Below are 26,269 nucleotides of genomic sequence, written 5' to 3'. Positions count from 1 at the left end.
GAGATCAGATATGCAAACTGTAACAGGACTATATGACAATCACCGCGATGCAAGACAGGTGGTCGAGCAGCTCGAAGACGCCGGGGTTTCCTCTTCCGATATCACAATCGCGGGACGCGATGGCGATAGCGGCGAAACCTATGCGGGCGAGGGGGCTGCTGCCGGCGCCGGTATTGGCGCTGTTGTCGGTGGTACGGGCGGGCTGCTTGCCGGTCTTGGCATGCTGGCAATTCCTGGTGTCGGCCCTGTCGTGGCGGCAGGCTGGCTCGCAGCTACAGCTGCTGGTGCGGCGGCCGGTGCAGTGGCTGGCGGTGCCGCTGGCGGATTGATTGGCGGGCTTACGAGTTCCGGCGTTGATGAAGATGATGCGCATGTCTATGCGGAGGGCGTCCGCCGCGGCAGCACGCTCGTATCCGCTAGGGTCAGCGATGACCAGGCCGATATTGCCCGCTCGATCATCAACGATAATACGCCGGTAGATCTCGACACGAGGCGATCCATGTATCGTGAAGAAGGCTGGGATCGCTTTGATGAGTCAAGCCCGGCATTTACCGAAGAAGAGCTCGCGCGGGAACGGGACAGGGTTCGCAATTACCATCCGCTATAATAGCAGCAGCAGAAACAGAAAGAGCGCCCTTGGGCGCTCTTTTGCGTTTATTCAGCCGCTTCGGTCATGACCCGCGCCGGGTGGATGAGCGGCACCGGACTGCTGGCATAGACCTGCTCCGTATGCTGTTCATCCGGTTTGTTCGGACGCATGGACCAATGGAATATTCTGCCCATCCAATGGCTCACATCATCCATGATTGTGTAGAAGGATGGTACAAACACCAGCGACAGAACTGTTGAAACCAGCAGACCGCCAATCACCGCAATCGCCATCGGGGCCCGGAATTCACCGCCATCGCCAAAAGCCATTGCTGCGGGAAGCATGCCTGCCGACATGGCAATCGTCGTCATCACGATTGGCCGGATGCGTTTGCGCCCGGCATCAATAATTGCCTCATTGCGCGGTATCCCATGCTTCACTTCTTCTATGGCAAAATCGACAAGCATGATCGCATTCTTGGTGACAATGCCCATCAGCATCAAAATACCGATGACCACGGCCATGGAGACGGAATTATTGGTCAAAAGCAGAGCCACCGCGACACCTGCAATCGAAAGAGGCAGTGACATGAGGATGGTGAAGGCGTGGAACACACTGCCAAAGAGCAGGATCAGCACCACGAAGACCAGCATCAGGCCCATGATCATTGCGTCGCGGAATCCGGTAAAGACTTCACCCATCACCTCGGCATCGCCGGTTTCCTGAATCCTGACGCCTTCCGGCATGGATTTGGTCTGCGGCAGGTTTTTGACAATGGAGAGGCCCTCGCCAATTTCCTTGCCCTTGGCCATGTTTGCGCCAACGACGACCCGGCGTTCGCGGTTGAAGCGCTCAATGGAGGAGGGACCCTGTCCAAAGCTGATCTGCGCAATTGATTCCAACGGAACGACTACACCGGCAGGTGTTGTTACGGTCAGGGTCTGGAGCACAGAAAGGTCACGGCGCGAATCCTCGGTCAATTGAACGCGGATCGGGACCTGCCTTCCATCAACCGTATATTTTGCCAGATTGGCATCAAGATCACCCAAGGTCGCAACACGCAAAGCCTCCGACAGCGCTGATGTCGACAGGCCCAGCTCCGCCAGCTTATCCATGCGCGGTGTCACGATGATCTCGGGGCGATCCAGCGCTGCCGTGGATGACACAGCCTGAAAGTCGCCGGTTGCAGTCATGGCGCTTTGCAATTGTCTTGCCTGCTGGGTTACTTTCTCACCATCATTGCCGATGACGCCGACAGCGAATTCGCGTTCGCCGCGATCATTGACGAAATTGGCGCGCAGATCGGAAACCTCGGACAATTTGTTGAAAATGTCGGTCTCCACCTGTTTCTGGGTGCGGTCCCTTTCGGATTTATGGCTGAGCTTAACGACCATCGTTGCGCGCCTTGTATCCAGCGAACCCGTTGGCGACGCACCGCCCGTCACATAGGTCTGCTTGACTTCTGGTATCTGGAGAACAAGTGATGCCGCCTCGTCACTAACGCGGCGTGTTTCCTCGATAGGTGCACCAGGAGGCAGTTCAAGGCTCACGACAACCCGGGCTTCATCCTGTGGCGGGACAAAGCCCGATGGCAGAAAGCCCATGGCCCAGATTGCAACAGCAAAAAGAGCCACGCCGCTGCCCAGCGTCAGCCAGCGGAAACGCAAAGTGACGGTCAGGAAGCGGGTATAGGCCTTGATCCAGCCGGTTTCTTCCGAGCCATGGTGCAGGCTTTTACCGTCGCGCAACAGATAGGCGGTCATCATCGGCGTAATGAGCCGTGCAACAAGCAGCGAGAAAAAGACCGCGACCGCAACCGTCAGACCGAATTGCTTGAAATATTGACCGGCAATGCCGCTCATGAAGCTGACCGGTGCGAACACGGCAATGATTGTGGCCGAGATGGCGATAACAGCAAGCCCGATTTCGTCGGCAGCTTCCAGTGAAGCCCGATAGGGTGATTTGCCGGATCGCATATGCCGGACAATGTTTTCGATTTCGACAATAGCATCATCGACCAGAATACCGGTCACCAGAGTAATACCAAGCAGACTGATCAGATTGAGCGAGAAGCCCAGCATGTCGATGGCCCAGAAAGTAGGGATCGCCGACAAGGGCAGGGCAACAGCCGCGATCAATGTCGCCCGCATATTGCGCAGGAACAGGAACACGACAATGATGGAAAGCACGGCACCTTCAATCAGCGAACTCATCGCGGATTCGTAATTGCCATAGGTATAATTGACCGAATTATCGATCATGCTGAAGCGTGTATCGGGGTATTTCTGCTGCAACTGATCGATGCGCGCTTGCACGGCCGCAAAGACTTCCGTATCGCTGGCTCCCTTTGCGCGGAACACACCCAGCGAAACAATCGTCTGATTATCGACACGCGCAAAGGATTTTGGCTCTTCAAAAGCGTCGCTGACAGTTCCGATTGCATCGAGCCGGACAGAGCGTCCACCGGCGAGCGGAATTTCCACCGCACGCAGATCTTCCAATGAACGGGAGCCGCCCAAGGTTCGGATCGTCTGTTGCGTATCGCCAAGATCACCGCGACCGCCGGTCAGATCGGCACTCATGGATTTCAGGGCACGATTGACATCGGCAGCGGTAACCCCGAGTGCGGTCAATCGATCGGGGTCGAGCGAGACACGTATTTCGCGCTTCACCCCGCCATACCGCTCTACCTTGCCAACGCCCTTGAGCCCCTGAATGTCGCGGATAATCGTGTCATCGACAAACCAGGAAAGCTGTTCCGCCGTCATTGCCGGAGCGGAAATGCCGTAGGTCAGGATGGCCGAACCTTCGACATCCACCGAATTGATCAGTGGTTCCTTGATGGTCGCTGGAAGATCATCGCGGATGCGCGATACGGCATCCTTGACGTCGTTCAGCGCTTTTTGTGTATCAACCTCCAGCCGGAACTCGACAAGCGTTGTCGAATTGCCTTCGGTCAGATTGCTGATGACATTTTTGACGCCGGTAATATTGGCGACAGAGTCCTCAACCCGCTTGGCAATCTGGGTTTCCAGCTCTGTCGGCGCAACGCCCGGATCGGTTATTGAAACCGATATCAGCGGCACGTCGATATTGGGGAAACGGGTGATGGGCAGTTTGGAAAAGGCCATCAGCCCCAGCACGGTCAAAACGACAAAGAGGAGAATTGCCGGAACGGGGTTGCGGATGGACCAGGCGCTGATGTTCCAGTTCATTTGACCGCTCCGGTCTGCTCGGCTGAGACACGAACCGGGGTAACGCGGTCGCCATCGGCGACGAATGTTCCGGCGCGGGCCACGATTTCTTCGCCCTCGGCAAGACCCTCAAGTACTTCGGCGGAATGGCCGTTGCGAATGCCGATCTTCACCTTACGGCTTTCGACAACACCGTTCTTGACGACCTGAATGAGCGTCGCCGGCCCATTATAGACAATAGAGGAAAGCGGAACGCTAATGCCGCCACGGCGGGCAAGTTCAATGACAGCGCGGGCAAAATTGCCCGGGCGGATTGAAGGGTTCTTCTCAAGCGACACTTTTACCGCGCCCAGACGCGAGCTTGCTGAAATCTCCGGAGAGATCAGGCGGATTTTGCCTGCGACCGGTTCTTCCATGCCTGAAACGCGAACAGAGACCGGCATGCCCGCCTTTAACAGCGGCAAATCGACTTCCGGAATATTGCCTGCGAGCTCAAAATCATTATCGCGGGCAATGCGGAACAATGGTCCCGCATTGGCGGAGACGATCGCGCCAAGAAGCGCGTCGCGGCTCAAAATAACGCCGCTTGCCGGTGCTCTTACATCGGCTTTCTCCAGACGCAGCATGACATCGCGTTTTTGGGCGGCGACAAGTTGCAACTGCGTTTGCGTTGCCACCAGCGCGTGACGAGCCGTGTTCAGCTTGGCATTGGCGCTGTCATGGGCATTGGTTGCATTGTCAAATTCAGCTTTGGAGGTGAAGCCCTTGGCGCTCAAGGAGCGGGCACGCTCCAGCGCTTCCAATGCTTGCCGCACGGCAATCTGCGCATCGACAATTTGTGCTTCGGACTGTGCGATGGACGCGGCGGCCTGAGCCCCTTGCGCTTCGATTTGCGCAAGCTGGATTTCAAGCGAAGACTTGTCGAGCCTTGCCAGGATGTCGCCTTCCTTGACCACATCGCCCTGATCGGCATTGAGCTCGAGCACAAGCAGTCCGGCAACATCCGTGCCGACGGCAACCTCTTGCCGGGGAACAATGGTTCCCGTTACAGTCAGTGTCGCCACCATTTCCTGCTTTCCGGCAGCGACCACATTGATCGAGGGAGCCTTGGGTTCGCTTGCAACCGCTGGTGTGTCTTCCGCCGCGGCAATTCCGGGCAAGGACAAGGCGAAACCAATCGCCACAATAGAGGAGAAGAGAACTTTTCTGAGATTGCGGTGAGGGTGGCGGTTCATCTTGGAGCCTGGGGGTGAGAGCTATAGTTGCTTGTTCGTTGGTCGCAAAACAGCGGTTGCCAGCGCACGGAACACGGGTTCCAATGCTTCCAGCGGCACGCCTTGTGCGGGAAAATTGCGAAGGATAACGCCTTCGCCCATGGCTGCGAGCGTGGCGACGGCAAGCTCCAGTTCGACCACCGGGTCGATAAGGCCGGCCTCTTTTGCTGCGGTAAATGCAGCAATCAGCCTTTCACGCATCATGCCTTCATGCAGTTCGCAAATGGCAGCAACCGCATCATTGCGTGTCGCCTCGGCGCGTACTTCAATGAAAAGGCGCGCACTGGCATCGGCTGGGCCGTTATTGCTCGTATCCATCGACATGTGGCGCACATGCTCTATGCCCACTTTGACAACGGCCTCAATAATGTCATTGCTACTGGACATGCGATCAAGGATCTCTGCGCTTTCACGCCGATGTTGCGCACAAATATGTTCAATGATCGCCTCTTTTGAGGAGAAATAACGATAAAGCGCGCCAGGGCTCATGCCAGCCTCGGAACAAATGTCATTCATGGAGGCTCCGCGAAAGCCGGAGCGGATGAAACAGGTGGTTGCAGCGGCAAGGATGCGCTCTTCCTGCGCCTCGCGATTGCGCGCCCGCTTGCCGAACAGCTTGGTGACAAAACAGCATGATCCTTCCGTATCATCACTTGATGCGGCGGGTGTCTGCCTTGGCATTGCTTGATCGGTCATCAGTCACCAATAAAAAAGAGAGAACGTTCTCTCTCATTTATATCAGCTGCGCAATACCGTCAATATGAGAATGATCATTCTTGTTTTACTGCTGACAAAAAAACCGTACTGCATGGGAATAAACCCGCGATAGGCTACGTATATCGGTCATGAGCAATGAGAAAACCCGCTTCGACGTGATTGGCCAGCTTGGATCGCTGCGCCGTTATGCGCGCTCGCTGGCTCGTAATGAGCAGGATGCCGAGGATCTCGTGCATGATGCGCTGGTGCGGGCCTATGAAAAGCAGGCGAGTTTTCGTCCGAACGGTAATTTGCGGACATGGCTGTTTTCCGTGTTGCACAACACGTTCATTGATGGTTTCCGCTCGCGCCAGGCTGATGCGCGCAGAATAGCCCAGACAGCAGAGACGGCGGAAACCGTCCAGCAGCCATCGCAGGAACATGCGGTGCGGCTGGAACAGATACGCCAGATGTTTGAAACCTTGCCCGAAGAGCAGCGAAGCGCGCTGCATCTGGTGGCTATTGAGGGGCTTTCCTATGAGGAAGCTGCCGGAATTCTGGACATACCTATCGGCACATTAATGTCGAGGGTCAGCCGGGCACGGGCTTTCATGCGCGCCAGCGAAGGCGAAGAGCCTTCTTCCCGCGCTGCCCAACTGCGAATTGTCGGAGGTCGTGATGATTAAGACAAGAGACCCTATCGTGCAGGCCGATTTTGATGCCTATGTGGACGATCAGCTGGATGGTGCGCGCCGTATCGAGGTGGCTGGATATCTTTCCGAGCATCCCGAAGATGCTGCCCGCGTCATGGCAGATTTGCGTGGCCGTGATGAATTGCGTCTCGCGCTCTCAGCGCCCGCTTCGGTTTCCGGCCTTGCTTCTGCACAGGCTGCCGAGCGGCTTCAGCGCAGCCTTGGGCGCAGGCAGATTTTCAATCGGCTGCAACGCGTTGCGGCGGTGGCATTGCTTGTTGGCCTCGGTTGGATGGCCCATGCCGGTTTTGGTCCGTTGATCGTTTCGGAGGTTGTCGCTTCACAGCCGGCTCCTGCCTATGTCCAGGATGCGGTGATGGCGCATCGCACGTCGCTGGTCCGCGCTGCAATGACATCGCAGCCCGGCACCCGAAATTATGACCCGGCTGAAATACGTGCCGCCACGGCAATCATTATGCCCAAGCTTCCAACCGAATGGAAAGTGAAGGACGTGCAATTGTTCCCGTCTACATTCGGACCAAGCATTGAACTTGAGATCGGATCGTCTGTCACGGGTGCCTTGTCTCTTTTTGCGGTTCGCCCCGGGTCATTTGATGTCGTTAAACCACGCATTGTCGAGATTGAAGACATGAAAGCAGCCTATTTCCAGATCGGCGACGTCGCCTATGCACTCGTTGCCGATGGTGGTTCCGATGAGCTGGGCAAAGCCGCTACTCAACTTGCCAACACACTTTACTGATCAACAACAGAAGGAACGTTCTGATGAATACACCACTTCGTTATGGCATCGACCGGGCAGGCGGCCAGTCAGCCGCTGCGTTCGACGAGGGCCTGCGCCAGCATATGCTGCGCATCTACAACTATATGGGCCTTGGCCTTGTTCTCACCGGTGTTGTCGCTTTCGTCGTCGCTTCAACGCCAGCACTTTATGTACCAATCTTCTCGACACCGCTTAAATGGGTGGTGATGCTGGCGCCGCTGGCTTTCGTGATGTTCTTCTCGTTCAAGATGCAGACAATGTCGGCAGCTTCCGCTCAAATGCTGTTCTGGGCGTTCTGCGCCGTCATGGGCCTGTCCATGGCTTCCATCTTCCTGGTCTTTACCGGCAACAGCATTGCGCGCACATTCTTCATTGCCGCAACAATGTTCGGTGCAACCAGTCTTTACGGTTACACCACCAAGCGTGACCTTTCGCAGTTCGGCTCGTTCCTGATCATGGGTCTGATCGGTGTTGTCGTTGCCAGCGTGGTCAACATCTTCCTTGGTTCGACAATGATCCAGTTTGTGGTGTCAGTTGCTGGCATTCTCGTCTTCGTCGGTTTGACCGCCTGGGACACACAGACGATCAAGGAACAGTATGGCGAGAATATTGATTCAGAGACACAGCAGAAAATGGCCGTATTCGGTGCGTTCTCGCTCTATCTCAACTTCATCAATATTTTTCAGCTTCTGCTGAACTTTACAGGCGAGCGCGAATAGCAACGCCTGAAGAGTTGACGAAAGGGCCGGAGAAATCCGGCCTTTTTTGTTGGTTATTATTCGCCGCGGGGGCCGAAAATGGCTGCGCTTGCCCAAGTCTGCTCAATACGATCAAGCGTTTTGAAAGTGATTTCGAGGTTACGAATATTGTCGGGGCTGTCGGCAACGATTTTATGGCAGTTGGCGGCGATGGCCGTCATGTCGGCGCAAAGCTCCTTGCCCTTTTCCGAAAGCTTGATTCGCGCTGCGCGGCGATCACGCTGCAGGGCGTTACGCTCAATATAACCGGACTCACCCAGCTGCTTGAGGTAGTAGGAAAGGTTGGTGCCCGCATAGGGACCGCGTTCCATCAACTGCGTGACAGAAATTTCATCATCGCCAATTGCCAGAAGCAGCATCAGATGGGCGTGGCCGATTTCTTCAACGCCGCGACGGGTCATTTCCGATTGCATAAAAGCTGCAAATCGTCTGTTCACCCGCTCCAGCGTGCGCGCAAGTTCAAAATGTGTGATGTTCGGTGCCGGAATATTGGCGGGCTTGCGGCCACCAAATGGCTTCGACACGTCATCCGGTGCCGCTTCGTTATCAATCATATGTTGCAGATAATTCGGTACCATCGAAGTCTCCGTAACGGTGCCCACCGCCAGTTTACGAGAAAACTTACCAGCGCTTAATGGTGCGCCGCACATCAAAGCAATTAACAAGACAATCAATCAGAAGCCATCGGTATATAAGCATAAAGTATTAGAGAAAAGCATTCATTTACGATCGTGCCGCTTTTTTTCACGATGGCTTCCCTTGGCGCAGATTGGGACAAAAAGTGCCAAGCAGCGCCATATTCCGTTATTATGCCGACATATATTAAATAATATGCACAATGCGTAAGCTTATATCTGATGATGGCTAAATATTAGGCAGTTATTCTTGCTGACGCCTGCGAAGCAACAATTGACCCTGCAGGGCAAAGGTTTCACGCGTTCATTCGAGGCCTGTAAAAGTGCACAAGAAAACTGTAGCAGACGTGGCGACACGGGTAGCCGGTTGGCAGAGGTATTACGGAAATCCTAATATTCTCGACGAAATGAACAAGGGCGTTGCCGATGTGCCCGCCGGCAACTCGGCTCGATAGCAATTGCTGACGTAAACGCCATGTTCAGTCCAATCCTCTGGCCGAGTACCGGGGCCGCATCTCCGCAGGGTAGAGGCTGCGGAGGATGACTCGCCGCAACAATTGTTGAAAACCGGCGAATCGCATGGCAAAAAACTATTAACTTTTCCTGTCTATATCAGGAACAATGTTACGAAAATTGTCTCTGAAAATGGCAGTAATCGCCGTCATTCTGGCTCTGGGCGGGTGCGCATCTGCGCCCAGCCGGATTAATAATGTCTGCGCTGTTTTTGAGCAACGCGATGGTTGGTTTGATAATTGGTATGTTGCTGCCAAACAGACCGAACGCGAATATGGCGTACCAGTGCCAATTCTCATGGCGACCATCCGCAAGGAATCCGGTTTCAGTCCCCGTGTAAAGCCGCCGCGTACAAAACTGCTTGGCTTCATTCCGTGGAAGCGGCCATCCTCCGCCTATGGTTTTTCGCAAGCGCTGGATGGAACGTGGAAACAATATCAGCGTGAAACCGGGCGCTATGGCGCAAGCCGCAGCAAGTTTGCCGATGCGGTCCATTTCGTTGGCTGGTATCACTCCAAGAGCAACAAGACGAACGGCATCGAGTTGAATGATGCCTATCATCTCTATCTGGCCTATTATTTCGGTCACGGCGCTTTTTCACGCGGTGAGTGGAAAAGCAATGCCAGCATGCAGCAGGTCGCCCGCGCCACCACCAAAATGGCCGAGGATTACGCCGCGCAAATGCGAAACTGCAATCAATAACTCTGTTGGAGTGTCATTGTCGGCGCGAATTCTGCTCGAGTTTCAGTTTGCCGCACCAATATCTTGCGTGGTTCGACGAGGCTCACCATGAGGAAAGCTGGCGATTGCAGGGGAGTCAGGATTTGCAACGCTGGCAACTGTTATTGCAGCACGTTAACCTTCCTCACTGTGAGCTTCGTCGAACCACGCATAACGCTGTTGCCACGCCCTTCAGGCGAGAGCCTCATCCATGGAATCAAGGATTGCTGTCCAGCCTTTGTTATGGCCATCGCGCGATTCTTCATTGCGGAATTTCACATGCCGCAGGGTAACATCCGTCTTGCCCTGACCCGCTTCTACAAAATCAATCGTGACCACGCTGTCATCGAGTGAGTGCGGAGAACCCCATGTGAAAGAGAGCCGCGAATGCGGATCGATTTCAAGATAAGTCCCATAATGCGGGATTTCCCGTTCGCTCGTCACCATGATGATTTCGAAGCGGCCGCCCTTGGTCGGGTCATTCTTCACCTTGGAGTCCGCGATGCAACCCGGCGGGCGCATAAATTTTGCCATGGCGTTGGGGCTGATCCAGGCATTGAAAACCTTCTCGCGTGGTGCAGCGATTGTGCGGTTGATCGTCAGTTCTAGCTCACTCATTTTCGTCATCCTCCAAAAGCATGTTCTCAAGCGCTGTCAGGCGCAATTCCCAAATCGACTTCAACTGACCGAACCAATCTTCGGTAAGTCTGAGCGGGGCAAGCTCGGCAGCGATAAAGTGTTCGCGGCCCGAAGTCTGCCGGGTGACAAGTCCTGCTTCCTCCAGCACCTTGATGTGTTTGGAAACGGAATTCAGGGACATGTCGAAATGGGCAGCAAGCGAGGTCACCCTCAACGCACCCTCCTGAACAAGGAGCGTCAAAATCTGTCGCCGTGTCGTATCGCCAGCGGCCTTCAGAATTCGTGACAGGGCATCGTCGTCCATTTCATTCATCCATATGGTTGAATATCGCATCTGCGCATATTAGTCAACCATATGGGTGAATGTTATTTCCCGTGCAATCTGAATGTCCGGTTTCGCACAGAAAAACCGGAAACAGTGTCCCGTTGATTCTGCTGCCTATGGGCGAGGGCTCTACATTTGCAGCAGGACGTTGAACCCGCCATAGATCATGCGCTTTCCGTCAAATGGCATTTGGTCCATCTGCTTTGATAGTCGCGGGTCGTCCATGACCAGCTTGTTTATCTTGTCGCGTTGCTCACGGGATTCGTAGGTGATCCACGAAAAAATCACGATCTCGTCGTCCTTTGCCTGTACGGAGCGGGGAAACGACGTCAGTTCGCCATAGGGCACATCATCGCCCGTGCATTCAACATAGCTTAGCGCGCCATGCTCCATCCAAACCTCGCCTCCCAGTTGGGCAAGCGCCCTATAAGCGTCGATCTTGTCCTTCGGAACTGCAAGTATAAAGCCATCAACATAGGTCATTTTGATTTCCTCTCATGGTTCACTCCCAAAGGACGTTTGAGGAAATCCAAATCCTACATCGCTGTTAAGTTTTTGCCGGCGAGGTTTGAGCAATATGTGCCCGAACGTGTCGTGGGTTGAGCAGAAATATCGGAATAACTGTGCCAACATGTTGGGCGGGCGATCGTTACGAGCTATATCATCTTTATTTGCCGCTTCATCCAACATGGGTTCGCTCAGGAATGACAAAACTGCTTGCCAGCGTACAGAATCTGCCTGAGGCGGAAATCGTCTTCGAAAATGGTGCGGACATTATTGATGTCGGCGGTCCGGCCATAGCCATGTCAGGCTCGGTCGAATCCGGGCCTTTGCCGGAAATCATCAATTTCGTGGCTGGCCGCAGGCCCGTTTGTGCCGATGCCAGCCATTTGCCGATGCAGGCGGATGTGATGCGCCGCAAGGTTGGAGAGTTTGTCGCTGCGGGTGTGGAATATATACGGGTGGGCTTGCGTCCGGGCGAGAACCTGCTGGCAGTGATCGAGGCGATCAAGCCGTTCACCTCCAAAGTGAAGCTTGTCGCCGTCATGTTTGCTGAAGAACAGAGCCGATATCCCAAATCATTTTTAGATGACCTGGTTGCGGCCGGTTTTCACGCCGCCATGATTGACACGGAAAACACGCTTGGCGAACGCTTGCTCAACCATTTGTCGCCTGACCAGATCGGTCAGTTCTTCAAGCTCGTTCAGTCGAAAGGCTTGCTGGCGGGTGCCGCCGGTTCGCTCGAAGCGCCCGATATTCCACGGCTGCTTTCCTACAGGCCAGATATGCTTGGTTTTTGCGCCGCATTGCGCAATGACCTTTATTGGGCGGCGCCAATGGATGGTCCTGCGGCAGCAAAGATAAGAGGGCTGATTCCGAAAGGCGCAGTGCGGACCGTTGCACCATTGGCGGACGGCAGCGAACCAGGGTTGGGTACGGACAAGATTTTCGTGCGCGATTTTGTTTTGCCGGTCGAGATCGGTGCCTATAGTTTCGAGCATGGCAAGACCCAGAAGATGCGCTTCGATGTTACTGCCGAAGTTGTTCGCGTTGCCCGCAATGCAGAACAATTGCGTCATGTTGTTTCCTATGATCTCATCATGGACGGCATAAGAGCCATTATCGCCCGGGGCCATGTCGAGCTGTCTGAAACATTGGCCGAGCAGATTGCGGCTTTCATTCTGGAAAATCCGCGTGTGCTGAAAGTTGTGGTCAGGGCCGAGAAGCTGGAATTGGGGCCGGGCGGCGTCGGAGTTGAGATTGAGCGCCGCCGCGGTGAAACCGGAGGCTGGGGCGCTTTTCACTAGGTTTGTCTGGCCGTGCGGTTTTTGGTGCGTGGTTCGTCCTTTGACACGCTCAGGAGCTGACCATGAGGGAGGTTGTTGTTTGCGGAAACCTTCCTGCAATACTGCGATGAACTGCAATCAATCCACATTACTCATGGTGAGCTTGTCGAACCACGCACTATTGGTTCCCGGGCATCAGCGATAAGGATTTCGTGCTCGGCGCAATGATCGAGAAGGTTGTGCAGTGGCAGCCCGGCAAAGAAGGGGGCCCGCTAGAGGGAACGCCGCAGGATGACCCGCGTTATACCTACGTAAAATATGATGTCTGAAAGGCAAGATTGAAGACCTGTCATTCCACCAGCCGAGATTGAAATTAGCTGCGCGACAGAACACAAAATTCCCGGGTCGAAACTAAAGAAACGATCGTTCAATTAATTTCGACCGGATTTCCAGAAATCGGCAATATTTGGAGGCTAGAAACAGGCTTTATAAACACGCTGCGCTGAAAATCGCACAACCTCGCTGCACATTTGCGGAAAACTTCCCGAAGAATCGCCAAATTTTCCCGAAAAAATCCAACTTTTAAGTGCATTTTAGTTGTCTAAAGTTGTGCGAAGCGCATGTTTCGTTGCGATAAATGCCGTCCGTGACTGGCATTGCCGGAATTATTGCCTGTAAGATGTGAGCCCGAAACAACCTTGCCCGAACAAGAAAGTTGATGCGGTGACAGACCGAAAATCGCCCTTGGCGCCGTTCAAAAACGACACGTTCCGTAACATCTGGATTGCAAGTCTATCCTCGAATTTTGGATCTTTGATCCAGTCCGTTGGTGCAGCCTGGATGATGACGACCATTTCCAGTTCTGTGGGCATGGTGGCCTTGGTTCAGGCCTCGACCGCATTGCCTATCATGTTGTTTTCATTGGTGTCTGGTGCGCTCGCGGATAATTTCAATCGCCGCCGGGTGATGCTTGTGGCGCAAAGTTTTATGTTGGCTGTGTCCGTTTCTTTGTCGGCATTTGCCTATTTCGGGCTCATTACGCCTTGGTTGCTTCTCGCCTTTACCTTCCTGCTGGGATGCGGGACGGCATTGAACAACCCGTCATGGCAAGCCTCTGTGGGCGACATGGTTCCGCGCGATGACCTTCCGGGCGCTGTGGCGCTCAACAGTATGGGCTTTAATATAACGCGCAGTGTCGGCCCCGCTATTGGTGGCGCTATTGTTGCTTTCGCGGGAGCCGCAGCTGCATTTGCAGTCAATACTCTCAGTTATTTGCCCTTGATACTTGCCTTGTTTCGCTGGCAACCAAAATATGATGCTAATCCTTTGCCGAGAGAAACTCTCGGGAGAGCCATTTCTGCAGGTTTGCGTTATGTTGCGATGTCTCCGAACATTGCAAAAGTCATATTCCGCAGTTTTGTTTTTGGGCTTTCTGCCAGTGCCGTTCTCGCTTTGCTGCCATTGGTTGCACGCGATCTGGTGAAAGGTGGCCCGCTGGTTTATGGCATCCTGCTTGGCGCCTTTGGCATAGGTGCCATTGGCGGTGCGCTTTTGAGTGCCCGGCTGCGGGAGTTCATGTCAAGTGAAGCCATTGTAAAATCAGCGTTTATCGGGTTCGCGCTTAGTGCTGTCGTAACTGCTGTCAGCACCAATACCTGGCTGACCAGTGCTGCGCTTCTTGTATCCGGCGCGTGTTGGGTGCTGGCCCTGTCGCTGTTCAACGTCACCGTACAGCTATCGACACCACGCTGGGTTGTGGGCAGGGCGCTGTCGCTCTACCAAACGACAACTTTTGGTGGCATAGCCGGAGGAAGCTGGATATGGGGTCAGGCCGCTGCAGAACATGGTGCGGAAATGGCGTTGCTTGCATCGAGCGTGGTAATGCTTATAGGCGGCGCGATTGGTCTTCGTTATGCTTTGCCGGAATTCAAAACACTCAATCTGGATCCGCTCAATCATTTCAGTGAACCATTGCTGGCGCTTGATCTTAAACCGCGCAGCGGGCCCATTGTTATCATGATTGATTATGTCATCAAGGAAGAGGACGTGAACGAATTTCTTCAGGTAATGGCGGCGCGGCGGCGCATCCGAATTCGCGATGGTGCAGGCCATTGGGCCCTGATGCGCGATCTGGAGAACCCGGAGATTTGGACGGAAAGCTACCATACGCCGACCTGGGTGGAATATGTGCGCCATAATCAACGCCGCACAAAGGCCGATGCCATTGTCGGAACGCGGATCAGAGCCCTTCACAAGGGCGATACTGAGCCGCGTGTCCACCGCATGATCGAGCGGCAGACGACGCTGCCTCACGATATTGCCGCTCATAAAATGCCCATAGATATGTCTTGATTATCAAGGCTTTAAGTCTATTGCTGCTCGAAAGCTTCCATCCATATAAAATGGAACGGAAGCATGCACATGAGCGATTTTCCAGATGCCGCCCTGTTTGATTAGACCCAGCGTCTGCCGAAACCACAGGTCGGCCTTATCACCCGTGGTTTTCGTGCCGGTCATTCTGACCAGACAGCGCGCAAAAGCAACGTCGTCGCTTGCCGTAATATCCAACTCCCGCGACTCATTTCCGATAGGCCCGGTCCAGCTATCGAACCAGCTTTGAATGCCTTCGGCATCCTTGCCACGATACTGTAATGGTGGGGCAAGACTGAACTCGACAATGTCTTCCGTCAGATAAGAAAGCGTGCTCTGCGCATTCTTGGTGGAAATTGCATCCGACCAGTTCTTGAGGGTGTCCTCAATGGCGGTATTTTGATTAATACTTGTCACTTTTACTTCCCTTCCAGTGTTAATTGCGGAGTGTGAAGCGAGTTTCAAAGTTTTGCGACGAGCGCCTCAAGTTGATCGGTGCATTGACCCCAACCTTCATGAAATCCCATCTTCTCATGTGCTTCGCGATCAGCCACGGACCAGTGACGGACAAGCGCCGTGTATTTCGTTTTGCCTTCCTGCTCCTCGAAAGTAAGAATCAGTGTCATGAAAGGTTTTTCTGATGGAACCCAAGCACTGGTGAAAGCATCAGTGACCACAATCCGCTCATTCTCAATGACTTCAAGATACACACCTCGATTGGGGAATTCATTCCCGTCCGGTCCGCGCATGGTGATGAAGTTGGATCCGCCAACCCGCACATCCAGTTCCGCATGCGGTGTTGTATAGGGCAGTGGCGCGAACCATTGTTTCAATAATTCCGCATTGGTCCAGGCTTTAAAAATCTTTTCCCTAGGGGCGTTGATGAGGCGTGTCAGAACCAGATCACGATCTGTATTTGCCATTGTATCCATTGCAGTTCTCCTTGTTTCGATGGTCTAAACTAAGGACGAACGGCACGCGTGAAATCCGACATTTACCGCGAAAAAAATTGACGTTTATTTTTTTGAGAGACTATCAAGGTGGGTGCGGATATGGGCTGCTTCAGCGGCAGTATTGGCAAGAGCGATTGCGCGGTTGAATGCTTCGCGCGCTTCTCCATTCCGGCCGATTTTCATCAGCAATCCGCCCTTGACCCCGAAATAGTGAAAATAACCTGAGAGCCGCTCTTCCAATGGTTCGATGAGCGTCAGTGCTGCTGCGGGCCCGCGCACTTTGGCGACGGCAACTGCGCGGTTAAGCGTGATCACAGGTGAGGGCATCATGCGCTCCAGCGCGCCATAAAGCACGTCAATTTCGTTCCAATCAGTCTCTTCTGCGGTGGGCGCGCGGGCATGCAGCGCTGCTATTGCCGACTGAATTTGGTAGGGACCAGGCTGCCTGTGCCGCATCGCTTTATCGATCAGGGCCAGGCCCTCATTGATCATTTCACGGTTCCAGAGTTTGCGGTCCTGTTCCTCCAAAAGAATGACTTCGCCATTTGTATCGAAACGTGCAGCCGATCGCGCATTCTGTAGTAACAATAATGCCGCCAGGCCCATTATTTCGGGTTCGGTCGGATACATGCGCAATAGAAGCCTGACCAGACGGATTGCTTCGTCGCACAGCGGAATTCGGGCTTTTTGTTCGCTGGCGGCAGCGGAATATCCTTCGTTGAAAATCAGATAGATCATTGCCGCGACCGCCGCTAGCCGCTCAGCACGTTCGATGGGATCGGGCGTTTCAAACGGAATTTCGCCTGCGCCAATCCGGCTTTTTGCACGTGTTATGCGCTGTTCCATGGCGCTTTCGCCGACCAGAAAGGCTTTGGCAATTTGTTTTACCGAAAGGCCCGAAACGATTCTCAACGCCAATGGAATTTGTTGCGTTGCCGGAAGGTCAGGATGGCAGCAGATGAACAAAAGACGAAGGATATCATCACGATAATCCGCTCCGTCGATGTTCTCTGCAATCGTCGTTTCATTATCCTCCAGATCAGACAGCACTTCTTCAGGCGGCAATGGCTGCTGCTTTGCCTGACGGCGGACCACGTCAATTGCGCTGTTGCGCCCGACGAAAATCAGCCAGGCCGTTGGATCGCGTGGCGGACCGTTCTTGGTCCAGTTTTTCAGCGCTTTGACGCAGGCCTCCTGAAACGCTTCTTCCGCTACATCAAGATTGCGAAAGTAACGCAGCAGCGCGCCTACAGCCTGCGGGCGGGCCGCTATAAGTGCCGCATCGATCCAACGTGCATCTGTCATGGTTTGGTTTGTCCGGGTCTGAATATTGAAATAGGCCGAATTTCGTAGGATCCCGTTCCGGGATTAGCGATCGAAAGTTCCTTGGCAATATCAAGTGCTTCGTCCAAAGAGGCGCAATCGACGACATAGAAGCCGAGGAACTGTTCCTTGGTTTCGGCAAAGGGACCATCAATAATGACGGGATCATTGCCGCTCTTGCGTAAGGTTGTTGCAGCTGTCGTCGGCAGCAGCCGTGCTACCGGACCGAGCTTTCCTTCCTTGGTCAGTCGTTCCTGAACAATTGCGAGCCGCGCCATGACAGCATCGTCCTCGTCTTTGGACCAGGCGCCAACGATGTCTTCGGAATTGTAGCAAAGAATGGCGTAGAGCATTTTATTTCCTCTTCTTCATAGGATGACGAACCAGTATGACTTATGCCGACAACGGGTCAAAAATTTATTGCGATTCGTATCTGAAAGGTATCATCGTGAGAAAAACAGGTTGGTCACCGGAACAATATCTGAAGTTCGAGGACGAGCGCACGCGCCCAGCCAACGATCTTTTATCGGCGGTGCCGACGGCGGAAGTAGAATTTGCAGTAGATCTCGGCTGCGGCCCGGGAAATTCTACAGAACTCTTGCTCAAACGCTATATCTCAGCAGAGATTCTGGGAATAGACTCATCTGCAGAGATGATTGCGCAGGCTCGTGAAAGAGTGCCGAATTGCAGGTTTGAACAGGGGAATCTCGATACTTGGCGTCCGGAAAAGAAAGCTGACCTCCTTTACGCCAATGCTTCAATGCAATGGCTGTCTGGGCACGACACACTGTTTCCGCAACTCACGCAGTTTCTTAATATTAATGGTTCCTTGGCAGTGCAGATGCCGGACAATCTGGAGCAGCCGACCCATATTGCCATGCGGGAGGTTGCAGCCGACAAACGTTGGGCCGAAAAGCTTTCCGGAGCCAATGCAGCCAGAAGCAGTTTAGGCGATGCTTCATTTTACTATGATTTACTTAAACCTCACGCTCGGCGTGTGGATATCTGGCGCACCATCTACCATCATCCGCTAAAAGGGCTCGAGGGTATTGTTCAGTGGTTTCTGGGCTCCGCGTTAAGGCCGTATCTTGCTGCGTTGAGCGAAGAACAGAAGCCGCAATTTATTGAAAAATATCAGGAATTACTCGCTCAATCATATAAGCCAATGGACAATGGCATTGTGCTCTTGCCATTTCCGCGTCTGTTCATCATAGCAACAATCTGAATATTGGTATTAGCTTAGGGGGACCATCATGTTCGAAAAGCTTTTCAAGCTTAGCGACCACCAGACATCCGTAAGGACGGAGGTTTTGGCGGGCCTGACAACATTCCTGACCATGTCGTACATTATATTTGTCAATCCAGACATCTTGTCTTCGACTGGTATGGACCGCAATGCTGTCTTTGTTGCGACATGTCTCGCAGCGGCGCTGGGTTCGGCCATCATGGCCCTTGTCGCCAATTGGCCAATCGGCATGGCGCCCGGCATGGGATTGAACGCGTTCTTTGCCTTTACAGTGGTTGCGGCACTTGGTTTTACCTGGCAGCAAGCGCTCGGCGCAGTCTTCATTTCAGGTTGTATTTTTCTGCTGCTGACAGTGACGGGTATCCGAAGCTGGCTTGTTTCAGGCATCCCAAAATCCATTCGCAGCGCTATCGCCGCCGGTATTGGTCTGTTCCTTGCGCTGATCGCATTGAAGACGTCGGGCATTGTCGTGGACAATCCCGCGACGCTGGTTGGGCTTGGAAATCTTGGCGATACCGGCGTTCTGCTTGCTATATTGGGTTTCTTTGTCATTGCAGCTCTCGATGCACTCAAGATTCGCGGCGCGATTCTCATTGGAATACTTGTTGTGACTGTGCTGTCGATGGTTCTTGGTGTCAGCGAGTTCAAAGGCGTCTTTTCAATGCCTCCAAGCTTGGCCCCAACATTCTTTCAGCTCGATATAGTGGGAGCGTTGCATACCGGTTTTCTGCAAGTCATTCTGGTGTTTGTACTGGTTGAGGTATTTGATGCCACCGGCACCCTCATCGGTGTCAGCAAACGTGCGGGCCTTATCGAGGAAGGTAAGCCCAATCGCTTGGGCCGTGCGCTTTTTGCCGACAGCACCGCCATTGTAGCCGGGTCGGTTCTAGGAACCAGCAGCACCACGGCCTATGTTGAAAGTGCATCAGGAGTGCAGGCAGGCGGACGCACTGGTTTGACGGCTCTGGTTGTTGCGCTGTTGTTTCTTGCAGCTTTGTTCATAGCGCCATTGGCTGCGTCGGTTCCCAGCTATGCGACCGCGCCTGCATTGCTTTATGTCGCGGGTCTGATGATGCATGAACTGGTGGAAATCGAATGGGATGACATTACGGAGGCCACGCCAGCTGCATTGACTGCATTGGTAATGCCGTTCACTTATTCAATTGCAAACGGTCTTGCTTTCGGGTTCATCAGCTATGTAATTTTGAAGGCGGTAACCGGAAAATTCAGAGATATTCATTTGGCAACATTGCTTGTGGCGGCTTTATTCGTGATCCGGTTTGCATTTTTTCCGCATTAATTGACCGGCGAACAGCGCGAATGTGCTCTATTCGCGCTGTTCTCGCTCCATAGGAGGAGGGGACCTGCGGAATAGCAATATTGCCGATTGTGAATGATATTATAATATTATAAATAGGTATCAGGGAGAGAGGGAGGCAGAGGCTGCACGGTTCAGAAACCGTTGCGTGGCATGTTTTGCAATCTCCTGTGTAAAGTCACCCCATGAATTTACAGGCAAGCACTTGGCAGGCAGGGAACTCACCGATTACGACTTTCGCACGACGGGCCAGTCGCGAACGCATCATGGTCATGTTATGCGTGATCTTGGTCTGAAGATCATCAGCGGCGCCTATCCTGAAAAGAGCATACTTCCAGGAGATACCGAACTTCTGCAACGTTTTGGAGTATCGCGAACCGTTTTGCGCGAAGCGCTGAAAACGCTGGCGGCGAAAGGTCTGATCCAACCGAAAGCCAAGATCGGCACAAGGGTCTTGGAACGATCGCATTGGAACCTGTTCGATCCTGATATATTGGTTTGGCATTTCGAAGCCGGCGCAACAGCCGATTTTCTGGCGAGTATTGTCGAGATGCGTCTGGCATTGGAGCCTGAGGCGGCGGGTCTTGCAGCATTGCGACGTACGGACAAACAATTGGAAACATTGTTTCGCTGGGTCGAGCGGATGGGAGAGGCAAAAGAGTCCGCAACGGACTTTGTCTACAGCGATTTGCAGTTCCATATTGCCGTTGCAGAGGCTTCCGGGAATCCCTTCATGCGCTCTATCAGTGCACTGATAGAGGTAGCTCTGGTGACGACATTTACCATCAGCTCGCCGATTCCTAATTCAGAAAGTCATATCCGTTCAGTAGCCCGCCATGCAGCAATTGCTGCGGCAATTCGTGACGGAGATGTGGAGGCTGCCAAGGCTGCGATGCGCGTTGTCATTGCCGAAGGCGCCGAGCGTGTCCTGGTCGCAGGGCGCGCATCGTCATAGAACTCGCACTATAACCAGCCGGTATTATCACATGTCGAGGCTGTTCTTCCGTCAATACCGATAACGGAAGAACACGCTTTGGTCATATAGAAGATACTTAAAGTGCTGTGATCTTCACTTTGGAAGGCTTTTCCACCTTGAGCGGGTTGCGCAAGGGAAGGCCGAAAGCTGGTGCCTCGATTTCGAATACGTCGCCATTCTCGGGCTTTATACCATCCGCAAATGACAATGTTGCTGTTCCAAACATGTGAATATGAATGTCACCTGGCTGGCGGAAAACCGAATATTTGAAGTGATGATATTCCAGATTTTCAATCGTATGGGACATGTTATCTTCGCCGGAAAGAAATGGCTTTTCCCATATAGTCTTGTTTTTTCGCGTAATGCGGGATGTGCCGCGAATATCTGCTGGCAAATCGCCAAGGATCAATTCTGGGCCGATCGAGCAGGGGCGAAGCTTGGAATGAGCAAGATAAAGATAGTTTACGCGCTCCATGACATGATCGGAGAATTCGTTGGCCAGCGCGAAGCCCAGCCGGAAAGGTGATCCATCCGGGCCTATCACGTAAATGCCAGCGATTTCCGGTTCTTCCCCTGCATCATCGGCAAAAGCTGGAGAAAGCAGGGCTTGGCCTGGGCCAGTCAGCATTGATCCGTTGCCTTTGTAGAACCATTCCGGTTGAACTCCGGTCTTTCCCTTTTTGGGTTTGCCGTCTTCAAGACCCATACGGAACATTTTCATAGAATCGGTGAGTGTTTCTTCTTTGGCATCGCCAATCTTGCGGTGCATGGCATCGCGAGTTGCAGCAGATCCAAGATGTGTCAGCCCGGTTCCTGTCAGATGGATATGAGCTGGATCATGGGTATCGATGGGCGGCAGCAGTCTGCCTTCACTATAGGCAGCAGCGATATCGACGGTCTTTCCAAGTCCGCGAATTTCAATAATTGCAGCAATACCAGTCCCGGCTTCGATTGCCGCATGGGCCAGTTCCAATACAGAACGGGTCCGTTTTACCAGACGAAACTCTTCGCCGATACGTGTAGCAACCTGACGCTTGCCCTTGGTATTGAGTAGTTGAACCAGATTCACAATTTCCTCCCGGTGTTCATTTGCAAATATTTATATAAGGGGATCGACGGATATGTCTTCCAAAAAATATTATAATAGGATTATATGGCATTAAGCCAGCGTTGGGTAGCCTGATGCGCAACTGAAAATGTTTGTGCAGCGGAATTTCACAATCGTGAAAGAAGGCCTATTCCAAAAGTCATACTTTTCAGATAAATGTGCAGACGGGCCCTGCCTTGGGAGGACTGGTTCAATCTTGGCAAAGCTGGCTGCGGTCAACAAAAGCGCGTAATTTGATTGGAAATTGGGAGGATAGACGTGAAAATACTTAATTTGGTTGCTGCGGGACTGATCGCGCTGGGCGCGATGAGCACGCAAACTTTTGCACAAGACAAAGGCACCGTTGGCATTTCCATGCCTACCAAAGCCTCCGCCCGCTGGATTGCTGACGGCGATAACATGGTCAAGGCGTTGAAAGAACGTGGCTATGGTACCGATCTGCAATATGCGGAAGATGACATTCCCAACCAGCTGGCCCAGATCGAGAATATGGTCACCAAGGGCGTCAAGGTTCTTGTGATTGGTGCCATCGACGGCACCACGCTTTCGAATGTGTTGCAGCAGGCACATGATGCCGGTATCAAGGTTATCGCCTATGATCGCCTCATCCGTGATTCCGGTAATGTTGACTATTATACAACATTCGACAACTTCCAGGTTGGCGTTCTACAGGCGAGTTCGCTGGTCAAGGCGCTTGGACTTCCTGATGCGAAGGGCCCGTTCAACATCGAGCTATTCGGCGGCTCACCAGACGACAATAACGCCTTTTTCTTCTATGATGGCGCAATGTCGGTGCTTCAGCCTTTGATCGATAGCGGCAAACTTGTTGTCCAGTCCGGCCAGACAGGCATGGATAAGGTCGGAACACTGCGCTGGGACGGAGCTGTTGCTCAAGCCCGCATGGATAATCTCCTTTCAGCCTACTATACAGACAAGAAGGTGGACGCAGTGCTGTCGCCATATGATGGTCTGTCCATTGGCATCCTCTCGTCGCTACGTGGCGTAGGCTATGGCACGAAAGATCAGCCATTCCCGTTCGTTTCCGGACAGGATGCTGAAGTGCCTTCCGTCAAATCCATTATCGCAGGCGAGCAGTATTCAACGGTCTACAAGGATACACGCGAACTAGCCAAGGTTACGGCCAACCTTATCGACAAGGTGCTGAAAGGCGAAGAGCCGGAAATCAACGACACAAAGACCTATAATAATGGTGTGAAAGTTGTTCCAGCCTATCTTCTCAAGCCTGTTGAAGTCGACAAGACCAACTGGAAAGAGATTCTGATTGGTGGTGGCTACTACACCGAAGATCAGCTGAAATAAGCTGACAGATCGCATGAACCCTGCATCTTGCGATGCAGGGTTCTTTTCCTATTGCAGTGACGTCGATGAGGATCTCGATGGATACAATCCTCGAAATGCGCAATATCACCAAGACCTTTCCTGGTGTCAAAGCGCTGAATAATGTCAATCTTAATGTTCGCAAAGGTGAAATTCACGCTCTGGTGGGCGAGAACGGAGCCGGAAAGTCAACCCTGATGAAGGTGCTAAGCGGAGTTTATCCGCATGGCAGTTATGAGGGAGAAATTTTCTACAAGGGCGAGGAGCAACGCTTCCGCGATATTAGCGAAAGTGAGAAAAAAGGCATTATTATTATACATCAGGAGCTGGCTTTGGTGCCGCTGCTGTCAATTGCTGAAAACATCTTTCTTGGTAATGAACCTGCAAAGTTTGGCATTATTGATTGGCACGTAGCGGAAACCCGCACGCGCGAATTGCTTGCCAAGGTTGGCTTGAAAGAAGACCCGCTGACGCTCGTGACCAATCTGGGTGTGGGCAAGCAGCAATTGGTGGAAATTGCCAAAGCCTTATCCAAGGAAGTTGAACTTCTCATTCTTGACGAGCCCACAGCCAGTCTTAATGAAAAGGATAGCGATGCCTTGCTTGAATTGCTGCTGGAATTCAAGGCGCAGGGTATCTCGTCGATCCTAATCTCCCACAAGCTCAATGAAGTCGGTAAAGTCGCGGATCGCATTACAGTCTTGCGCGATGGTGCAACCATCGAGACGCTGGATAAGCAGGATATTTCCGAAGACAAGATCGTAACTTTGATGGTCGGCCGCCAATTGGCAGACCGCTATCCGCAGCGTGTGCCAAATATTGGCGAAGTTGTCTTCGAGGTGAAGGACTGGGTGGTCCACCATCATCTCCATAGCGACCGCACCGTGGTCAACGGGATCGGCATGAATGTCCGCAAGGGCGAAGTCGTTGGCATCGCAGGGCTGATGGGGGCCGGACGAACTGAATTCGCCATGAGTGTCTTTGGCAAGGCCTATGGCAGCAAGATTAGCGGCGAAGTTTTCATCAAGGGCAAGAAGGCCGATGTTTCAACCATTGGACGGGCCATCGATAATGGCATTGCCTATGTCACGGAGGACCGCAAGACCTATGGCCTCAATCTGATTGATCACATCAAGCACAATACCACGATCGTTAATCTGGAAGGTGTTTCCAGTAATGGCGTTCTAGATGATATGACCGAATTGAAGGTTGCGAATGAATATCGCACCAAAACCAATATCCGTTCATCCAGCATCTATCAGAAAACCGGAAACCTTTCCGGCGGCAATCAGCAGAAGGTCGTTCTGTCGAAGTGGCTTTTTGCCAATCCGGACTTATTGATTCTGGATGAGCCAACGCGTGGCATTGATGTCGGTGCCAAATATGAAATCTATTCGATCATCAATCAGCTTGTGGCGATGGGTAAAAGCGTTTTGGTGATCTCGTCGGAAATGCCGGAACTTCTCGGCATATGCGACCGGATTTACGTTATGAATCAGGGCAAGCTCGTTGGCGAAATGGCTGCCAGCGAAGCCAGCCAAGAAAAGATCATGCGCGCCATTATCCGCGCTGAAGGGAAATAATCATGAGTATTGAAACTGCACCGGCAAAAATTCAGACCGACGGCTCGGCGACAAAAGGCAATTTGCGTGAATACGGGCTGGTTGCGGCGCTGATCCTGATCATGCTGTTCTTTCAGTTCACCACCAATGGCACGCTGTTCCGCCCGGTGAACCTCACCAATCTCGTTTTGCAGAACAGTTACATTATTATCATGGCTCTCGGCATGCTTCTGGTCATTGTTGCCGGGCATATCGATCTGTCTGTCGGTTCCGTGTCGGGCTTTGTGGGCGGATTGGCTGCTGTCATGATGGTGAAATGGCAAATTCACTATGTGCCGGCAACGATACTCTGCCTCATAATGGGTGGTGTAATCGGCGCGGCACAGGGCTATTGGGTCGCCTACCACAAAATACCATCCTTTATTGTCACGCTGGCTGGCATGCTGGTTTTCAAAGGGCTGGCCCTTTGGTTGCTCGGTGGACAATCGGTTGGCCCGTTCCCGCCTCAGTTCCAGCTTTTGAGCTCTGGTTTCATTCCTGACTTCTTTGGCGTCGGCGGCTTCAACGTAACTTCCATGCTGATCGGTATCGTTCTGGTTGCCTTAATGATCTATTCAAGTGTCCGCGGCCGGGCAAAGCGCGAGAAGCATGGCTATCACGGGGAGCCCTTTGCGCTCTTTGTAGCCAAGAACCTTATCATCGGCGGTATTATTCTATTCCTTGTTTACCTGCTGTCTTCTTATAAGGGGCTGCCCAACGTTCTCGTCGTCATGTCACTGCTGATTGCGCTTTTCGTCTTCGTGACCAAGCGCATGACAATTGGCCGACGTATTTACGCCATGGGCGGTAATGAAAAAGCGGCAAAGCTCTCTGGCATAAAGACCGAGCGGCTAACCTTCTTCACCTTCGTCAACATGGGTGTATTGGCCGCGCTTGCTGGATTGATTTTCGCTGCGCGATTGAACACGGCAACGCCGAAAGCCGGTCTTGGCTTTGAGCTCGACGTCATTGCGGCTGTGTTTATTGGCGGCGCATCGGCAATGGGGGGCGTCGGTCAGGTGATGGGCGCAGTTATTGGCGCCTTCATCATGGGCGTCATGAATAATGGCATGTCGATTATGGGCGTTAATATTGATTGGCAACAGGTGATCAAGGGGCTGGTGCTTCTGGCTGCAGTGGTCTTTGACGTTTACAATAAGAACAAGGCTTGAGCCGTTCAGCTGACAGCTCGTTCTCTCGTCATTCAAAAACCGGGGCTGGCCATGATGGCAGCCCCGGTTTTTTTGTGAAGAAATCGTAAATCGACGAAAGAAAAATCTACATTTTGTTGAGTTATCCCCAGGGATTGGGATTTGTTTTATAAAAGTTAGATTTTGGGGATTTTTTTGAGAAAGTGTTGTTGACAGTTTTGTGGAGTGGGGTCTATATACCGACACAACGAGGGCGGGGCGCCGCTGGCGGTTGCCGAATGC

General features: G+C 52.8%; 26 protein-coding genes. 14 read left to right on the top strand and 12 right to left on the bottom strand.

Going from position 1 to position 26,269, the window contains the following annotated elements:
- The first annotated feature begins 10 nt into the window (after positions 1 to 10).
- On the top strand, positions 11 to 607 hold the full coding sequence (locus tag V9K95_RS16145) for a general stress protein (RefSeq protein ID WP_336441515.1): 597 nt from the start codon (positions 11 to 13) through the stop codon (positions 605 to 607).
- Between the two features lie 47 nt (positions 608 to 654).
- Here V9K95_RS16145 and V9K95_RS16140 read toward each other — a convergent pair whose 3' ends face one another.
- Genes V9K95_RS16140 through V9K95_RS16130 form a run of 3 tightly spaced genes read right to left on the bottom strand, consistent with a single transcriptional unit; the run spans position 655 to position 5,753 of the window.
- A complete protein-coding gene (locus tag V9K95_RS16140; RefSeq protein WP_336441516.1) occupies positions 655 to 3,804 on the bottom strand; it encodes an efflux RND transporter permease subunit in 3,150 nt (1,049 codons plus the stop codon).
- Entirely contained in the window at positions 3,801 to 5,018 is a 1,218-nt protein-coding gene (locus V9K95_RS16135) for an efflux RND transporter periplasmic adaptor subunit (protein WP_115055083.1), read from the bottom strand. Before V9K95_RS16135 ends, V9K95_RS16140 begins: the two co-directional genes overlap by 4 nt.
- A 21-nt stretch (positions 5,019 to 5,039) precedes the next feature.
- The gene (locus V9K95_RS16130; protein ID WP_336441517.1) at positions 5,040 to 5,753 is read right to left on the bottom strand and encodes a TetR/AcrR family transcriptional regulator; all 714 of its coding nucleotides are present in this window, start codon (positions 5,751 to 5,753) and stop codon (positions 5,040 to 5,042) included.
- Between the two features lie 149 nt (positions 5,754 to 5,902).
- Between V9K95_RS16130 and V9K95_RS16125 the strand changes: the two genes are divergently transcribed.
- Genes V9K95_RS16125 through V9K95_RS16115 form a run of 3 tightly spaced genes read left to right on the top strand, consistent with a single transcriptional unit; the run spans position 5,903 to position 7,945 of the window.
- On the top strand, positions 5,903 to 6,439 hold the full coding sequence (locus tag V9K95_RS16125) for a sigma-70 family RNA polymerase sigma factor (RefSeq protein ID WP_115055085.1): 537 nt from the start codon (positions 5,903 to 5,905) through the stop codon (positions 6,437 to 6,439).
- Complete coding sequence (locus V9K95_RS16120) at positions 6,432 to 7,205, top strand: anti-sigma factor (protein ID WP_115055086.1); 774 nt, start codon at positions 6,432 to 6,434, stop codon at positions 7,203 to 7,205. Before V9K95_RS16125 ends, V9K95_RS16120 begins: the two co-directional genes overlap by 8 nt.
- A gap of 23 nt (positions 7,206 to 7,228) precedes the next feature.
- On the top strand, positions 7,229 to 7,945 hold the full coding sequence (locus tag V9K95_RS16115; protein WP_115055087.1) for a Bax inhibitor-1 family protein: 717 nt from the start codon (positions 7,229 to 7,231) through the stop codon (positions 7,943 to 7,945).
- 56 nt (positions 7,946 to 8,001) lie between these two features.
- Here the strand turns inward: V9K95_RS16115 and V9K95_RS16110 are convergent, their stop codons facing one another.
- The gene (locus tag V9K95_RS16110; protein ID WP_115055088.1) at positions 8,002 to 8,562 is read right to left on the bottom strand and encodes a winged helix DNA-binding protein; all 561 of its coding nucleotides are present in this window, start codon (positions 8,560 to 8,562) and stop codon (positions 8,002 to 8,004) included.
- 380 nt (positions 8,563 to 8,942) lie between these two features.
- On the opposite strand from V9K95_RS16110, the gene V9K95_RS16105 reads away from it, so the two are divergent.
- On the top strand, positions 8,943 to 9,074 hold the full coding sequence (locus tag V9K95_RS16105) for a hypothetical protein (RefSeq protein ID WP_307277563.1): 132 nt from the start codon (positions 8,943 to 8,945) through the stop codon (positions 9,072 to 9,074).
- Between the two features lie 166 nt (positions 9,075 to 9,240).
- Complete coding sequence (locus tag V9K95_RS16100) at positions 9,241 to 9,834, top strand: transglycosylase SLT domain-containing protein (RefSeq protein WP_440809795.1); 594 nt, start codon at positions 9,241 to 9,243, stop codon at positions 9,832 to 9,834.
- 210 nt (positions 9,835 to 10,044) lie between these two features.
- On the opposite strand, the gene V9K95_RS16095 is transcribed toward V9K95_RS16100, so the two are convergent.
- From V9K95_RS16095 to V9K95_RS16085, 3 genes are all read right to left on the bottom strand, one after another.
- Positions 10,045 to 10,470: an SRPBCC family protein gene (locus tag V9K95_RS16095; protein WP_115055090.1), complete on the bottom strand. Its 426-nt coding sequence runs from the start codon at positions 10,468 to 10,470 to the stop codon at positions 10,045 to 10,047.
- Positions 10,463 to 10,795: an ArsR/SmtB family transcription factor gene (locus V9K95_RS16090; RefSeq protein WP_115055129.1), complete on the bottom strand. Its 333-nt coding sequence runs from the start codon at positions 10,793 to 10,795 to the stop codon at positions 10,463 to 10,465. The genes V9K95_RS16095 and V9K95_RS16090 overlap by 8 nt, the downstream gene beginning before the upstream one ends.
- Positions 10,796 to 10,945: 150 nt before the next feature.
- Complete coding sequence (locus V9K95_RS16085; protein WP_336441518.1) at positions 10,946 to 11,299, bottom strand: DUF1428 domain-containing protein; 354 nt, start codon at positions 11,297 to 11,299, stop codon at positions 10,946 to 10,948.
- Positions 11,300 to 11,520: 221 nt separating this feature from the next.
- Between V9K95_RS16085 and V9K95_RS16080 the strand changes: the two genes are divergently transcribed.
- A complete protein-coding gene (locus V9K95_RS16080; protein ID WP_336441519.1) occupies positions 11,521 to 12,624 on the top strand; it encodes a (5-formylfuran-3-yl)methyl phosphate synthase in 1,104 nt (367 codons plus the stop codon).
- Positions 12,625 to 13,326: 702 nt separating this feature from the next.
- Positions 13,327 to 14,955 carry an MFS transporter gene (locus tag V9K95_RS16070; RefSeq protein WP_115055130.1) on the top strand — a complete coding sequence of 543 codons (1,629 nt, stop codon included), beginning with the start codon at positions 13,327 to 13,329 and terminating at the stop codon, positions 14,953 to 14,955.
- A 3-nt stretch (positions 14,956 to 14,958) separates the two neighbouring features.
- On the opposite strand, the gene V9K95_RS16065 is transcribed toward V9K95_RS16070, so the two are convergent.
- From V9K95_RS16065 to V9K95_RS16050, 4 genes are all read right to left on the bottom strand, one after another.
- Positions 14,959 to 15,381, bottom strand: coding sequence for a nuclear transport factor 2 family protein (locus V9K95_RS16065; protein WP_442958579.1), 423 nt, complete (start codon positions 15,379 to 15,381; stop codon positions 14,959 to 14,961).
- Between the two features lie 53 nt (positions 15,382 to 15,434).
- Positions 15,435 to 15,905, bottom strand: a complete 471-nt coding sequence (locus V9K95_RS16060; RefSeq protein WP_336441521.1) for an SRPBCC family protein — start codon at positions 15,903 to 15,905, stop codon at positions 15,435 to 15,437.
- 84 nt (positions 15,906 to 15,989) lie between these two features.
- On the bottom strand, positions 15,990 to 17,231 hold the full coding sequence (locus tag V9K95_RS16055; RefSeq protein WP_115055095.1) for a sigma-70 family RNA polymerase sigma factor: 1,242 nt from the start codon (positions 17,229 to 17,231) through the stop codon (positions 15,990 to 15,992).
- A complete protein-coding gene (locus V9K95_RS16050; RefSeq protein WP_307277582.1) occupies positions 17,228 to 17,602 on the bottom strand; it encodes a YciI family protein in 375 nt (124 codons plus the stop codon). The genes V9K95_RS16055 and V9K95_RS16050 overlap by 4 nt, the downstream gene beginning before the upstream one ends.
- 35 nt (positions 17,603 to 17,637) lie before the next feature.
- On the opposite strand from V9K95_RS16050, the gene tam reads away from it, so the two are divergent.
- The 3 genes from tam to V9K95_RS16035 all read left to right on the top strand — a co-directional run bounded on the left by tam (position 17,638) and on the right by V9K95_RS16035 (position 20,768).
- The gene (gene tam, locus V9K95_RS16045; RefSeq protein WP_115055097.1) at positions 17,638 to 18,474 is read left to right on the top strand and encodes a trans-aconitate 2-methyltransferase; all 837 of its coding nucleotides are present in this window, start codon (positions 17,638 to 17,640) and stop codon (positions 18,472 to 18,474) included.
- Positions 18,475 to 18,502: 28 nt separating this feature from the next.
- The gene (locus V9K95_RS16040; RefSeq protein ID WP_115055098.1) at positions 18,503 to 19,795 is read left to right on the top strand and encodes a solute carrier family 23 protein; all 1,293 of its coding nucleotides are present in this window, start codon (positions 18,503 to 18,505) and stop codon (positions 19,793 to 19,795) included.
- A gap of 223 nt (positions 19,796 to 20,018) precedes the next feature.
- A complete protein-coding gene (locus V9K95_RS16035) occupies positions 20,019 to 20,768 on the top strand; it encodes a FadR/GntR family transcriptional regulator (protein ID WP_336441522.1) in 750 nt (249 codons plus the stop codon).
- Between the two features lie 97 nt (positions 20,769 to 20,865).
- Here the strand turns inward: V9K95_RS16035 and araD1 are convergent, their stop codons facing one another.
- Positions 20,866 to 21,858, bottom strand: a complete 993-nt coding sequence (gene araD1, locus V9K95_RS16030) for an AraD1 family protein (protein ID WP_336441523.1) — start codon at positions 21,856 to 21,858, stop codon at positions 20,866 to 20,868.
- Between the two features lie 345 nt (positions 21,859 to 22,203).
- On the opposite strand from araD1, the gene chvE reads away from it, so the two are divergent.
- From chvE to mmsB, 3 genes are all read left to right on the top strand, one after another.
- A complete protein-coding gene (gene chvE / locus V9K95_RS16025) occupies positions 22,204 to 23,217 on the top strand; it encodes a multiple monosaccharide ABC transporter substrate-binding protein (RefSeq protein WP_115055132.1) in 1,014 nt (337 codons plus the stop codon).
- A 77-nt stretch (positions 23,218 to 23,294) separates the two neighbouring features.
- Positions 23,295 to 24,818 carry a multiple monosaccharide ABC transporter ATP-binding protein gene (gene mmsA, locus V9K95_RS16020; RefSeq protein ID WP_336441524.1) on the top strand — a complete coding sequence of 508 codons (1,524 nt, stop codon included), beginning with the start codon at positions 23,295 to 23,297 and terminating at the stop codon, positions 24,816 to 24,818.
- A 2-nt stretch (positions 24,819 to 24,820) separates the two neighbouring features.
- Positions 24,821 to 26,008: a multiple monosaccharide ABC transporter permease gene (gene mmsB, locus V9K95_RS16015; protein ID WP_307277596.1), complete on the top strand. Its 1,188-nt coding sequence runs from the start codon at positions 24,821 to 24,823 to the stop codon at positions 26,006 to 26,008.
- Positions 26,009 to 26,269 lie beyond the last annotated feature (261 nt).

The organism is Phyllobacterium sp. CCNWLW183 (assembly GCF_037203775.1).
GTDB lineage: Bacteria > Pseudomonadota > Alphaproteobacteria > Rhizobiales > Rhizobiaceae > Phyllobacterium > Phyllobacterium ifriqiyense.
This window is presented reverse-complemented; position numbering and strand designations above follow the sequence as displayed.